The 13,366-nt window shown below is 75.3% G+C and carries 12 protein-coding genes; 8 read left to right on the top strand and 4 right to left on the bottom strand.

From position 1 onward, the window contains the following. Positions 1-53: 53 nt before the first annotated feature. The 4 genes from AB3388_RS20225 to AB3388_RS20210 all read left to right on the top strand — a co-directional run bounded on the left by AB3388_RS20225 (position 54) and on the right by AB3388_RS20210 (position 4,317). Complete coding sequence (locus tag AB3388_RS20225) at positions 54-1,271, top strand: acetyl-CoA C-acetyltransferase (protein WP_495407110.1); 1,218 nt, start codon at positions 54-56, stop codon at positions 1,269-1,271. Next, entirely contained in the window at positions 1,268-2,020 is a 753-nt protein-coding gene (gene fabG, locus AB3388_RS20220) for a 3-oxoacyl-ACP reductase FabG (RefSeq protein ID WP_495407109.1), read from the top strand. The genes AB3388_RS20225 and fabG overlap by 4 nt, the downstream gene beginning before the upstream one ends. Before the next feature lie 62 nt (positions 2,021-2,082). After that, positions 2,083-2,469: a DUF6394 family protein gene (locus AB3388_RS20215; RefSeq protein WP_495407108.1), complete on the top strand. Its 387-nt coding sequence runs from the start codon at positions 2,083-2,085 to the stop codon at positions 2,467-2,469. Between the two features lie 12 nt (positions 2,470-2,481). Further along, positions 2,482-4,317 (top strand): potassium channel family protein, encoded by a 1,836-nt coding sequence (locus tag AB3388_RS20210; RefSeq protein ID WP_495407107.1) that lies wholly within the window; start codon positions 2,482-2,484, stop codon positions 4,315-4,317. Here AB3388_RS20210 and AB3388_RS20205 read toward each other — a convergent pair. After that, positions 4,299-5,147 carry a DUF1206 domain-containing protein gene (locus AB3388_RS20205; protein WP_495407106.1) on the bottom strand — a complete coding sequence of 283 codons (849 nt, stop codon included), beginning with the start codon at positions 5,145-5,147 and terminating at the stop codon, positions 4,299-4,301. The genes AB3388_RS20210 and AB3388_RS20205 overlap by 19 nt on opposite strands. A 79-nt stretch (positions 5,148-5,226) precedes the next feature. Next, complete coding sequence (locus AB3388_RS20200; protein WP_495407105.1) at positions 5,227-6,042, bottom strand: DUF1206 domain-containing protein; 816 nt, start codon at positions 6,040-6,042, stop codon at positions 5,227-5,229. A gap of 131 nt (positions 6,043-6,173) precedes the next feature. On the opposite strand from AB3388_RS20200, the gene AB3388_RS20195 reads away from it, so the two are divergent. From AB3388_RS20195 to AB3388_RS20185, 3 genes are read left to right on the top strand one after another with little or no spacing between them, the layout of a single operon-like run. Further along, positions 6,174-6,818, top strand: a complete 645-nt coding sequence (locus AB3388_RS20195; protein ID WP_495407104.1) for a hypothetical protein — start codon at positions 6,174-6,176, stop codon at positions 6,816-6,818. 54 nt (positions 6,819-6,872) lie between these two features. Beyond that, entirely contained in the window at positions 6,873-8,480 is a 1,608-nt protein-coding gene (locus AB3388_RS20190; RefSeq protein WP_495407103.1) for an SIR2 family NAD-dependent protein deacylase, read from the top strand. Between the two features lie 43 nt (positions 8,481-8,523). Next, positions 8,524-9,741: a cytochrome P450 gene (locus tag AB3388_RS20185; protein ID WP_495407102.1), complete on the top strand. Its 1,218-nt coding sequence runs from the start codon at positions 8,524-8,526 to the stop codon at positions 9,739-9,741. 279 nt (positions 9,742-10,020) lie between these two features. Here AB3388_RS20185 and AB3388_RS20180 read toward each other — a convergent pair whose 3' ends face one another. Next, positions 10,021-12,330, bottom strand: a complete 2,310-nt coding sequence (locus tag AB3388_RS20180) for a HelD family protein (protein WP_495407101.1) — start codon at positions 12,328-12,330, stop codon at positions 10,021-10,023. Positions 12,331-12,467: 137 nt separating this feature from the next. On the opposite strand from AB3388_RS20180, the gene AB3388_RS20175 reads away from it, so the two are divergent. Beyond that, positions 12,468-12,761 (top strand): DUF6191 domain-containing protein, encoded by a 294-nt coding sequence (locus AB3388_RS20175; RefSeq protein WP_495407100.1) that lies wholly within the window; start codon positions 12,468-12,470, stop codon positions 12,759-12,761. 316 nt (positions 12,762-13,077) lie between these two features. On the opposite strand, the gene AB3388_RS20170 is transcribed toward AB3388_RS20175, so the two are convergent. After that, on the bottom strand, positions 13,078-13,290 hold the full coding sequence (locus AB3388_RS20170) for a hypothetical protein (protein WP_495411489.1): 213 nt from the start codon (positions 13,288-13,290) through the stop codon (positions 13,078-13,080). Between the last annotated feature and the right edge of the window lie 76 nt (positions 13,291-13,366).

Below are 13,366 nucleotides of genomic sequence, written 5' to 3'. Positions count from 1 at the left end.
TGCAGGTTGAGAGGGACCTGTAGGTGGAGAGGGACCGACGAAGGAGGAGCGCCGTGCGCGATGCGGTGATCTGCGAGCCGCTGCGGACCCCGGTCGGGGGCTTCGGCGGATCGCTTCGGGACGTACCGGTGCAGGACCTCGCGTCCACGGTGATCAAGGCGCTGATGGAGCGCACCGGGCTGCCGCCGGAATCGGTGGACGACGTCGTCCTCGGCCACTGCTATCCGACGATGGAGGCCCCCGCGCTGGGCCGGGTCGCCGCCCTGGACGCCGGCCTGCCGGTGACCGCGACCGGACTGCAGATCGACCGCCGCTGCGGCTCGGGCCTGCAGGCGGTGCTCTACGCGGCGATGCAGGTGCAGAACGGCGTCTCCGACGTCGTCCTGGCCGGTGGTGCCGAGTCGATGAGCAACGCGCCCTTCTACTCCGTCGCCATGCGCTGGGGAGTCAAGGCCGGCCCCGGGGTGCTGCTCAACGACGGGCTGGCCCGCGGCCGGGTGACCGCCGGCGGCGTGAACCACCCGGTGCCGGGCGGGATGATCGAGACGGCGGAGAACCTGCGCCGCGACTACAAGATCCCCCGCGAGGAGCAGGACGAGTACGCCGTCCGCTCCCACCAGCGCGCGGCCGCCGCCACCGAGGAGGGGCGGTTCGCCGACGAGATCGTCCCGGTGACCATCACCGGCCGGAAGGGCGACACCGTCGTCGAGCGCGACGAGCACATCCGCCCCGACTCGACCGTCGAGACCCTCGCCAAGCTGCGCCCGATCATGGGCAAGAACGACCCCGAGGCCACGGTCACCGCCGGCAACGCCAGCGGCCAGAACGACGGCGCCGCGATCTGCGTCGTCACCTCGCCGGAGAAGGCCGAGGAGCTCGGCCTGCGCCCGCTGGCCCGGCTCGTCTCGTGGGGCATCGGCGGCGTGCCGCCCAAGACCATGGGCATCGGCCCGGTGCCGGCCACGGCCAAGGCGCTGGAGCTGGCCGGGCTGAAGCTCTCGGACATCGACCTCATCGAGCTCAACGAGGCCTTCGCCTCCCAGGTGCTCGCGGTGACCCGGGAGTGGGGGTTCACCGACGCCGACTTCGAGCGCACGAACGTCAACGGCTCCGGCATCTCCCTCGGCCATCCGGTGGGTGCCACCGGCGGGCGGATCCTCGCCACGCTGACCCGCGAGATGGACCGGCGGCAGGCCCGCTACGGGCTGGAGACGATGTGCATCGGCGGCGGGCAGGGCCTGGCCGCGATCTTCGAGCGGGTGGCCTCGTGAGCCAGCGGGTCGCGATCGTCACAGGAGGCGCTCGGGGGATCGGGGCGGCGACCGCCCGGCGGCTGGCGGAGGACGGGTTCGCCGTCGCCGTCGTCGACCTCAAGGAGGACGACGCCCGCGACACCGTCCAGGCCATCGAGGGCGCAGGAGGCCGGGCGCTGGCCGTCGGCGCGGACGTCGGCGACGCGGCGCAGGTGCAGGCCGCGGTCGACCGGATCGCCGCCGAGCTCGGCCCGCCGGTGGTGCTGGTCAACAACGCCGGCGTCACCAAGGACAACCTGCTGTTCAAGATGACCGACGACGACTGGGACCTCGTCATGCACGTGCACCTGCGTGGCTCGTTCCTCATGGCGCGGGCGGCGCAGAAGTACATGACCGAGGCCAAGTGGGGCCGGATCGTGAACCTGTCGAGCACCTCGGCGCTCGGCAACCGCGGCCAGGCCAACTACTCGACCGCCAAGGCGGGGCTGCAGGGCTTCACCAAGACGCTGGCGATCGAGCTCGGCAGGTTCGGCGTCACGGCGAACGCGATCGCGCCCGGCTTCATCGCCACCGACATGACGAGGGCGACCGCGGCCCGCATCGGCCGGGACTGGGACGAGTACGTGGCCGAGCGGGCCGCCGCCATCCCCGTGGCCCGGGCGGGTCAGCCGGAGGACATCGCGCACACGGTGTCCTTCCTCGTCAGCGAGGGCGCCGGCTTCGTCTCCGGCCAGGTCATCTACGTCGCGGGCGGTCCCAAGGCCTGACGCGCGCCCGGCGCGGCTGTCCGTCATGATCACGTGGCGGGCGGACGCGACGGGAGGGCCGGGTGAACCTGGAGAAGGTCGTCTTCGGGTTCTTCGTCGTGCTCGCGGCGACCCTGAACTTCGGTTTCTTCATCGGCGACATCGACAACCCGGCCCTGCACAACCCGTACGAGCTGTTCGCGGCCGTCGTGGTCAACCTGATCGCGACCGTGCTCAAGTTCGGGGACCGGACGCAGATCGGCGCCGTCCACCTGGCCACCAGCCTGGTCGCCGACCTGCAGCTGATCGGCGCGTCGCTGATGTACGGCTACGCGGTCTACGTCTCCTCGGCCGGGCTCAACGAGGACTGGACGGCGAGCGTCGTGTCGCTGTCCGGCGGCGCGCTGCTGGCCAACGTCGTCTCGGTCGTGCTGCTCGTCGTGGAGACCGTGTCGTTCCACCGCAGCTGATCGGAGGCCGGCATGGGCAACCCTCTGCTCACCTTCTGGACCCGGCTGTTCGAGCCGGAGGAGCACGAGCGGCGGATCCGCCGGGCCCCGGTGCGGGTCGCGGCCGCGTCGGCGGCGCGGGCCTCGGAGGCGATCTTCCTGATCCTGCGGCGGATGCGCGCGCCGCTGATCGTGCTGATCACGATCTTCGCGGTGAGCGTCCTCGGGCTGACGCTGATCCCCGGCGTGGACGCCCAGGGCCGGCCGTGGCGGATGGGCTTTTTCGACGCCTTCTACGTCATGAGCTACACCGCGACGACCATCGGCTTCGGCGAGATCCCGTACCCGTTCACCTACAACCAGCGCATGTGGGTGACCATCTCGATCTACCTGACGGTGATCGGCTGGGCCTACGCCATCGGGTCGCTGCTCGCGCTGCTGCAGGACCGCTCGTTCCGGCAGGCGCTGGCCCTGCAGCGGTTCCGCCGCACGGTGTCCCGGCTGGCCGAGCCGTTCGTCCTCGTCGCAGGCTACGGCCGGGCCGGTGAGCTGCTCGGCCACGCGCTCGATGCGCTCGGCCGGCGGTTCGTCGTCCTCGACGCCTCGGTGGAGCGGATCGACGGCATCGAACTGGACTCCTTCCACGCCGACGTGCCGGGGCTGGCCGCCGACGCGCGCGATCCCGGCCACCTCGCTGTCGCCGGGCTCGACTCACGGCGGTGCGAGGCGGTCGTCGCGCTCACCGATGACGAGGAGGTCAACCTCTCCGTCGTCATGGCCGCCGCGCTGCTGCGCCCGGACCTGCCGGTGGTCGCCCGGGCGACCTCGCAGGCCATGGCGGAGCGGATGCGGGCGTTCGGCTCGCCGAGCGTGGTCAACCCGTTCGACCGGTTCGGTGACCACCTGCGCCTCGCGCTCAAGGCGCCGGCCAGCTACCAGCTGCTGACCTGGCTGGAGAGCGGGCCGGGCGCCGAGCTGCCCGAGCGCGGCCGGCCGCCCCGCGACGGCCGCTGGGTGGTCTGCGGCTACGGGCGACTGGGCCGGGAGATCACCGCCGACCTGCGCAGCGAGGGCATCGAGGTCACCGTCATCGAGCCGCACCCGTCCGGCGAGCCGGACGAGGGGATGGTCGTGGGGGACGGCGTCGAGCCGGAGGTGCTCGCACGGGCCCGCCTGGAGGACGCCGTCGGCTTCGTGGCGGGCACCGACAACGACACGACCAACCTCTCGCTGGTCGCCGCCGCCCGCCGGATCAACCGGTCGCTGTTCGTCGCCGCCCGCCAGAACCGGCCGGCCGGCGCGCCGCTGTTCGCCGCGATGCGGATCGACGCGCTGCTGGTGCCCACCGAGGTCATCGCGCACGAGGTCTACGCGCAGTTGTCCACGCCGCTGCTGTGGCGGTTCGTCCGCGAGCTGCCCGCGATGGACGAGCAGTGGGCGGCCGGCATCGTCGACCGGATGCGCGAGCTGTGCGGGCTGCGGCTGCAGGCGCTGTGGAAGGTGCGGCTGACGGCGCAGGAGGCGCCCGCCCTCTGCGAGCGGCTCGAGACCGGCGAGGTCCGCCTCGGTGACCTGCTGCGCGATCCGGAGACCCGCGAGGACCCGCTGCACGCGGTGGCCCTGCTCGTGCTGCGCGACGACGAGGCCGTCATGGGCCCGGACGGCGACTTCGCCCTGGCCGTGGGCGACGAGCTGCTGCTCGCCGGCCGGCCGAGCGCCCGGCGGGCGCTGTCGACGATCCTCGTGGTGGACGCCACGCTGGAGTACGTCGTCTCGGGCCGCCGGGTGCCCTCGAGCTGGATCTGGCGGAAGCTCAGCCGCCCGGTGGAGGCGGAGCCGGAGCCGGCGGGTCAGGTCCGCTCGGGGTAGCGGGCCCGGGCGAAGCAGAAGGCGCCGAACGCGGCGATGCCCAGCGCCACCAGCGTCAGCAGCACCTCGCCGAACGGGGCGTCGAGGATCGTGCGCAACGCGCCGTCCAGGCCGGTGGCCTTGGACGGGTCGAAGGTGATCGCCGCGTAGCCGAGCAGGACGCCGACCAGGGCCAGCGCGACGCCCTTGGCCGGGAAGCCGATCTGGCCGAGCCGGGTGATCAGCCGGGTGGCCTTGGGCGGTGCCTCGGACAGGTCGATCTGCTTGAGGAAGGTCTTCTTGACCCCGCGGACGACGTGGTGGACGCCGATGCCGATGAGGATCAGGCCCGCGATCGCCACCAGCCACCGGCCGCCGGGCCAGGAGAAGACGCCGGCGGTGCGCTGCTGCTGCTGCTGCGCGCTGGACTGCGGGCTGCCCAGCGCGAACCGGATCGCCATGATGGCCAGCCCGGCGTAGACCACCGCCTTGGCGATGGACTTGACGATCTTCTTGACCGCCTTCTTCTTCTGGTCCCCGGACGCCGACAGGCCGCTGCGCCAGCGCAGGATCTCGGCGGCCTGCCACGCGGCGAGCGCGATGAGGCCGACGGCGATGATCCACAGCAGCGGCTTGCCGACCGGCGAGCCGGCGAGGGTGGCCATGGCCCCGGACTGGTCGGCCTCCTGCCCGCCGCCGCCCCAGGCCAGCTGCAGGGCCAGCCAGGCGACGAGCACGTGCACGATCCCGTAGGCGATCAGCCCGATGCGGGCGAGGTTCTCGAGGCCGTCGCTCTGGCCGGCGCGGTCGGCGGCGTGGACCGCCTCACCGGCCGTTCCCTGTGCGCTCATGTCCGGGCTCCTTCGGAAGACGGTTCCCCCCGGGCACCGCATCGGTGCCGGTCCGGCACATACCCGCAGGTGGGCCGCCTTACCCCACCGGGTGCCGGGCCCTGGCGAGGCAGTACACGGTGAAGGCGGCGAGACCGGCCGCGACGACGGTGAGCACCCACTGCCCGTAGGGCTCTTCGGCGACCGTCCGCAGGGCGCCGTCCAGGCCGGTGGCCCGCTCGGCGTCGAAGGTGAGGGCGGCCCAGGCGACGACCAGGCCGACGAGGACGGCGGCGATCCCCTTGAGCACGAAGCCGACCTGGCTGAATCGGTGGGTGAGCGCGCACAGCCGGGGCGCGACCGAGGCCAGGTCGATCTCGCCGAGGAAGTCCGAGCGCAGGCCCTTGCGGACCAGGTAGCCGCCGATCGCCACGACGACCAGCCCGACCCCGATGACGAGGGCCTGCCCGCCGGGCCAGCCGAGCACGCCGCGGACGGCCTGCTCCTCGTCGCCGCGCCGCTGCCCGTCCCCGAGCGCCGCCCGCGCCGCGGAGAAGGCGAGGGAGCCGTAGAGCAACGCGCTGCCGACCGTCTTCGCCGCCTGGACGACGGCGGCCCGCCGCCTCGGACCGGGCGGGGGCAGCCGGCGGTGGTGGCGCACCACCTCGACCGCCTGCCACACGCCGAGGCCGGCCAGGCCGACGGCCAGCACCCAGAGGAGGACGCCGCCGCCGGGGGAGCGGTGCAGCACGGCCAGCGCGCCCGCCTGGTCGGCGGTGCCGCCGCCGGGCCCCCAGGCCAGCTCCAGCGCCAGCCACGCGACCAGCAGGTGCAGCAGCCCGTACCCGGCGAAGCCGAGCTGCGCGAGCCGCCGCAGCGCGGTGCTGCGGGCGGCGCGCCGCACCGACTCCGTCACGCCGCTCCCGTCCCGCTCGCTCCGGTGGCCCGCGCTGCCCGGGGCCGGTCCGCCCGCCGAGACTGGCACGACGGGCCCGCTTCCGCCGGGCGGTTCCCGGCGCGGCGCGGCCGGTGAGGGACACTGGAGCCGTGGCGAGCGCAGCACCCGGCATCCTGACCGCGCAGACGGCCCCCGACGTCGCCAAGCGCGCCTGGCCCCGCTGGCTCGCCCTGGGCTTGGCGATGCTGGCCGTCGCCGCGGTCGCGCTGCTCTGGCCGGCCGGCGGCGGGCGGCTGCTGCTCGGCGCCACCGGTGCGTTCCTCGCCGTCCGCGGGGCGCTGCTGGTCCGGGGTGCGGGCACCGGCGTCCTCGACCGCCGGGCACGGGGCCTGGGCGCCGGCGCCGTCGTCGCCGGGCTGGCCGCGCTCGCGGTCGCCGCGCTCTCCGCGGCCGTGGCCGGCTGGGTGCTGCTGGTCGCGATCCCGGTGCTGCTGCTGGCCGGCGCTCTTGTGCTGCTGGGCCGCGGCGGGACCGCCCGCCGGGGCGGCGTCGCGCTGCTGGTGTGGTCGCTGCTGGTCACCGGGCTGCTGGTGGCGACCGGCGTGGCGCAGGGCTGGGGCCGGGCCGCCGACGTCGCCACGGTGGTCGCGGCGCTCGTCGTCGCCGTCCTCGCCGTGCCGGTGCTCGTGGGCGCGGGCTCGCTGCGCCGCGCGGCCGCGCGCCCGGCGCCCGCGGTGCCGGCCGCGTGCGCGGGGTGCGCCTGCGGCGCCGGCGGCTGCGGGGCCCTCGGCTAGGAACGGCCGGATCCGTTCCGGTTCCCCCGGCACGGGCGGGGTACCGCAGCGGGCGTGCACGGCCACGTCTTCGTCGTCGGGGCGGACCTCACCCGGCTGTCCTGCGACGACGTCCTCGTCCCCACCGACCGGTCGCTGCGGGTCGCCCCGGGCTTCCGGTCCCTGATCCCCGACGAGGTGGTCACCGACGAGAACGCCGACGGCGTCTGCCTCGGGCTGTCGTGGTCGGGGGAGGAGCGGGTGCTCCCGGTGCCCGGGGACGCCGCGCGCCGGGTCTGGCTGGTCGACACCGTGGACGACGACGGGCGCGGCCTGCCGTGGCTGCTGGACGGCGCCCGCACGGCGCTGGCTGCGGTGGCGGAGCGGGAGGTGGCCCAGCCGGTGCACGGGCGGGCCCGCCGGCTGGTCGGCCTGCCCGCGCTGGGCACCGGCTGGGGCGGCGCGGCGGGGGAGCGGGGCACGCTGCTGCGCGAGCTGCTGCCGCTGCTGGGCGAGGCCGCCGCCGAGCACGGCTTCGACGTCGCCCTCGTGCTGCGCGGGCCGAGCGACCTGGCCGCCGCCCAGCGGGTGCGCCGCGGTGACGGCGGCGGCTGGGACCTGCCCGAGCACCTGCACGACCTCGCCGGGCGGCTCGGGGAGGCGGCGCGCCGCGGCCAGCTCGCGGTGTTCGTCGGCGCCGGCGTCAGCGCCGCCGCCGGCCTGCCCACCTGGGAGCAGCTGCTCGACGAGCTCGCCGCCCGCTCGGGCCTGGACGACGACCTGCGGGAGGGCCTGTCCCGGCTGCCGGCGCAGGACTCGGCGGCGCTGCTGGCCCGCGAGCTCGGCCGCGACGCGCTGGAGGGCTTCGTCAAGGAGCGCTTCGGCCCCGGCTGCTACGCGCTGGCGCACGCCCTGGTCGCCGACCTGCCGGTGCAGGAGTTCGTCACCACCAACTACGACCCGCTGGTGGAGCTGGCCGCCGCCGGCATCGGCCGCGACCTGACCGTGCTGCCCTTCGAGGAGTCGGTGCCCGGCGCGCCGTGGCTGCTCAAGCTGCACGGCGACGCCGCGCATCCGGAGAGCGTCGTCCTGACCCGCGAGGAGTACCTGCAGCTCGGCGACTCGCGGGCGGCGCTGGCCGGCGTCCTGCAGGCCCTGCTGCTGACCCGGCACGTGCTGTTCGTGGGCACCTCGATGCTCGACGACGACCTGATCCGGATCGCCCACCAGGTGCGCAGCGCGCTGCGTTTCGACGGCGGTGCCCGTCGCTGCGGCGGGACGGTGCTGGCGCTGCAGGAGGACCCGGCGCGGGCCCGGCTGTGGGAGCGGGACGTCGAGACGGTGGCCATGACGCCGGCCGGGACGTCGGCGGCCGAGGCGGCGCGCCGGCTCGAGGTGCTGCTCGACCTGATCGGCTGCCTGGCCACCCCGCCGACCGGCTACCTGCTCGACCCGGCCTACCGCGGCCTGCTCACCGACGGGGAGCAGGCGATGGCGGAGGCGCTGGGCGAGGTGGCCGGGCGCCTGCCGGGGGGCGACGAGTCGTCCTGGGCGGTGGCGGAGGTGGAGGCGTTGCTGCGCCGGCTCGGGCACGGCAGCACCGCCGGCACCGGCGCGGACGTACCGCCCGACGAGGCGACCGAGCCGCGCGACGACCGGCGGCAGGAGCAGCGACCGGGTTGACGATCATGATTGCCGCCGCGGGCGCCTGGGCACCGGACTGCGCATGCCGCTCGACGACAGCCTGCGCCTGCTCACCACGGGGTACGCCTGGCTGCCCGACAAGCGCCGCGCCGCCGCCGCCCGGACGGTCCGGGCGCGCCTGGTGGGCCGGCCGGCGGTCGGCCTCGAGGGGCCGGACGCCGCCCGGTTCTTCTACGACGAGGACCACGTCCGCCGGGCCGGGGCGCTGCCCGAGCCGGTGTCGGCGACGCTGTTCGGCAAGGGCGGCGTGCACCACCTCGACGGCCACGAGCACCGGGTGCGCAAGGCGATGTTCGTCGCGCTGCTGATGGGCGACGGGATCGGCTCGCTCGTGGAACGCACGACGGCGGCCTGGGATGACGCGGTGAAGGCGTGGGCGCGGCGCCGCTCGATCGTGCTGCACGAGGAGGCCGCGACGGTGCTGGCCGGCCCGGTCTCGCGCTGGGCGGGGATCCCGGTGGGCGACGACGAGGTGCCGGCCCTGGCCCGCGACCTGCTCGCGATGGTCGACGGCTTCGCCACCGGTGGCCCGCGGCACTGGCGGGCCCGCCGCGCCCGCGGCCGGCGGGAGGCCTGGCTGGCGCAGCTGGTCACCGACGTCCGGGAGGGGCGGACGACGGTGCCGGAGGGCTCCGCGGTGGACGTCGTCGCGCACCACCGGGACGCCGAGGGCGAGCAGCTGGAGCCCCGGGTCGCGGCCGTGGAGCTGATCAACATCATCCGGCCCACCACGGCGATCGCGTGGTTCCTCGCCTTCGCCGGGCACGCGCTGATCCGCTGGCCGCAGCACCGGGATCGGCTGGCCTCCGGCGACCCGGCGTTCGCGGAGGCGTTCGCGCACGAGGTGCGGCGCTTCTACCCGTTCGCGCCGTTCCTCGGCGGCAGGGCGCCGCGCGAGGTCGAGTGGGACGGCCGGCGCATCCCGGCGGGCGCGATGGTGCTCCTCGACCTCTTCGGGCAGAACCACGACCCCGAGGTGTGGGACGAGCCGTACGCGTTCCGCCCCGAGCGCTTCCTCGGCCGCGACATCGGCGCGTTCGAGCTCGTCCCGCAGGGCGGCGGCGACCCGCGGACCGGCCACCGCTGCCCCGGCGAGGACATCGTCGTCGCGCTGCTGGCGGCGCTGGCCGTGCGGCTGGCGCGCCTGGAGTTCGACGTCCCCGAGCAGGACCTCACCATCTCGCTGCGGCGGATCCCGGCGAAGCCGGCCAGCGGCGTCGTCCTCGCCGTCCACGGCTAGGGACTTCTTCGGGCTGAAGCCCCTGTGCGGGACCGGGGCCGGCGTCGCGGGCCAGCGCGACCGCCTCGGCCCGGCTGGCCGCGTGCAGCTTCGTGAGCACGTCGGACACCCGCCAACGACGCCTGGCTGCCGGCGCTGAGCACGGCGCTGCCGGCGATCGCCCGGACCTGGTGCGGGGTCCTCGTGCTGCGGATGGGCGACGGGGCCTGGGACCGCGCCTGACGGACACCCCCGAGCGGAGGCAGGGAGCGGAGGAAACCTCCGCTCCCTGCCTCCGTCTCAGTCGTGCAGGCGGGCGAGCTCGGGCGGGAGCTCGCCGGGGTGGACGACGGCGAGCGTGCGGGTGGCGCGGGTGAGCGCGACGTAGAGGTCGCTCCACCCGCGCACGCCCTCGGCCACGATCCCGGCCGGGTCGACCACGAGCACCGCGTCGAACTCCAGGCCCTTGGCGCCCTCCGGGGGGAGGACGACGGTGCCCGCGGTGAGGTCGGCGAGGGTGTCCGCCGAGGTGCCGGGCACGCGCGCCGCGACCGCCGCGGCCACCTCCGTCAGCCGGCTCGGCGGCACGAGGACGGCGAGCGTGCCCTCGCCCTCGGCCAGCCGGGCGGCGGTCTCGGCCACCCGTGCGGGAAGCTCGGCCTCGTCCACCCGCTCGGCGGTCGGCTGCTCCCCGGTGGAGCGGACCGACCGGGGCGCCGTGAGACCGCTGCCCGTCGCGACCAGCACGTCGGCGGCGACCGCCATGATCTCGGCCGGCGTCCGGTAGTTGATCGTCAGCTCCTCGAGCCGCCACCCGTCGCCCAGGTGCGGGCCCAGCGTCTGCGCCCACGACGTCGCCCCGGCCGCGGAGCCGGTCTGCGCCACGTCGCCGACCACGGTCATCGATCGGGTGGGCACGCGCCGCAGCACGGTCCGCCAGGCCATCGCGGAGAGCTCCTGCGCCTCGTCGACGACGACGTGCCCGAAGGTCCACGTCCGGTCGGCGGCGGCCCGCTCGGCCGCGGTCCGGGTGTCGACCACCTCCTGCCGCTCGGCGAGCAGCTCGGCGTCGAGGACGTCGGCGGCGGAGAGGAACTCGGCCTCCTCGCCCTCGTCGACGTCGGTCGACTGCGAGCCGGCGAGGATGTCGAGGGTCTCCTGGGCCTGCCGGACCAGCATCGAGCGCTGGCGGTCGGCCGCGGCGGCCGCGGCGGGGTCGATACCGAGCAGCTCCTCGGCCTCCTCGAGTAGCGGGACGTCGGCCGGCGTCCAGGCGGCGTCCGCGGGGCGGTGCAGCAGCGCGCGGTCGGCGTCGGACCAGCCGCGGGTCGCGGCCCTGATCCGCCGCGGGGAGGCGTAGAGGTCGCGGAGCAGCTGCTCGGCGGTCAGCCGCGGCCACAGCCGGTCGACCAGGTCGCGCACCGACGGCTCGCCGGCGACCTCCTCGCGGATCTCCTCGAGGTCGCGCCGGCTGAACAGGCTCGCCCCGCCCAGCGGGTCGGAGCCCAGCTGCTCGGCGTAGCGGCGGGCGATGAGGTCCACCACCTCGCGGGCGAACACGCGGCGGCCCTCGTTGTGCAGTCGCCGGCCGGCCCGGCCTCGGGTGCGGGCCTGCTTGGCGTCAGCGGGGCGGAACTCGACCTTGGTCCGGTCGACGACGACGGTCTCGACGCCGTCGGGCAGCGTCTCCCGGTCCCGGACGGCGGCCTTGAGGACGTCGACCATCGCCAGCCGGCCCTTCACCTCCGCGACCTCAGGCGGCTCGGTGCCGGTGGCGGTGAGCCCCGGCCGCAGCGAGGCGAGGTCGGACAGCAGCACGCCGGTCTCGCCCAGCGAGGGCAGGACGTCGGCGATGTAGCGCAGGAACGTCGTCGACGGGCCGACGACGAGCAGGCCGCTGCGGGCCAGCCGCTCGCGGTGCGTGTAGAGCAGGTAGGCCGCGCGGTGCAGCGCCACCGCCGTCTTGCCCGTGCCCGGGCCGCCCTGGACGACGAGCACGCCCTTGGCGTCGGCCCGGATGATGCGGTCCTGCTCGGCCTGGATGGTCCGCACGATGTCGGTCATCCGCCCGGTGCGGCTGGCGTTCAGGGCCGCCAGCAGCGCCGACTCGCCGGTCAGGCCGGAGGAGGTCGCGGCCGCGGGGTCGTCGGGGTCGAGCACCTCGTCGGACAGCGCCACCACCTCGCGCAGCCGGGTCCGGATGTGCCGGCGCCGGGCGATGCCGAGGTCGTTGAGCGCGGTCGCGGTGTAGAAGGGCTGGGCGGCGGGGGCGCGCCAGTCGACCAGCAGCGGCTCCTCGTCGCCGTCCTCGGCGGACAGGCCGATCCGGCCGACGTAGCGCGAGCCCGCATCGCCGCGCTGGTCCAGCCGGCCGAAGACCAGGCCGCTCTCGGCGGCGTCCAGGGCGGTCAGCCGGGCGGTCTGGAAGTTGGCCGCCGCCTCCCGCTCGCCGACCGACTGGGGCGTCGTCGGCCGGGTCGCCAGCGCCTCCCGCAGCCGGTGCACCGCGCGGGCCCGCACCTGGTCCAGCCGCCGGTAGCGCACGGTCACCGCGGTCTGCTCCGCGGTCAGCTCCGGGTCGGCGACGTCATCTCGTCGAGGACTCGACAATTCCTGCTCTCTCCGTTAAAATCCGTGCAATTCCGCAAATGTGCTGCTTTCCTGCAGTTGCAGCAATTCGCCATTGTGCGCAGATTCCCCCCGCCTTGTCACCCCGTCGGCCCGGCATGTCGCGCTACGGTTCGTCCGTGGGTCCCGGGCTGCTGGTCGCGCTGACCCTGCCGGGTCTGGTGCTGCTGCTGGTCGGCGTCGCGGTCGGGGAGCAGCTCGCCGCCCGGCTCGGCCGCCGCGGCCCGGTGTCCCGCCGGCGGCGGCACGCGCTGTCGGCCGGTGGGCTCGACGTCTTCTCCGCGGCCCTGGCGCCCGGCCGGGCGGTGGACCTCGAGCAGCAGCGCGCCCGGGAGCTGCGCCGCGACGACGTCGAGGACGGCGCCCCGCCCCGCAACCGGATCGACCTCGACGGTGGCGTCGCCTACCTGTGAGGCAATCGGCACGGGACCGCACGGAACCGCAACCTCGAGGTCACCGTCGCGTCACACGGCCTTCCTAGCGTGGTTCGCGATCGTCACCGAGCAGCGTGGTGACGAGTCGTCACTTCGAGGGGAACGAGCGCCATGAGCACCACCACGATCGTGCGGCCGGTCACCTGGACCTGCCCGAACTGCCACAAGGAGACGCGCGCGCCGCGCAAGCGCTGCACCGAGTGCGGCACGTCCCGCTACTGAAAGGACCACCCTTCCCCCCCCACGCCTCACAGGCTCAGCGCAGGGCCCTGGAGGGTGGCCGTTCCAGCAGGTGTCACAGGGCGGGCGGGGCTCCCCGCAGGCGGACGACGGCGGCGCGGTAGCGGCCGGACCCGACCGCCCGCCACGTCCACCGGCGGACCGTCGGGAGCCCGGAGAGCAGCCGCGCGCGGTCGCCGGCGCAGGCGTCCTCCATCGCGAGGCCGAGCACCAGCGTCTGCTCGCGGGGGAGAGATCCGAGCGCACCGAGCGGGCGATCGCCGTCCACGTGCAGGTCTCCAGGTGGGCTGCCAGCAGCGGGTGCAGCTGCTCCTCCTCGCGGGCGGTCTGCGCGTCGACGGCGT

Source organism: Geodermatophilus sp. SMS 5-13 (assembly GCF_059428245.1).
Note: the sequence above shows the minus strand (reverse complement) of the source record. Positions and strands in the feature narration are given on the sequence as shown.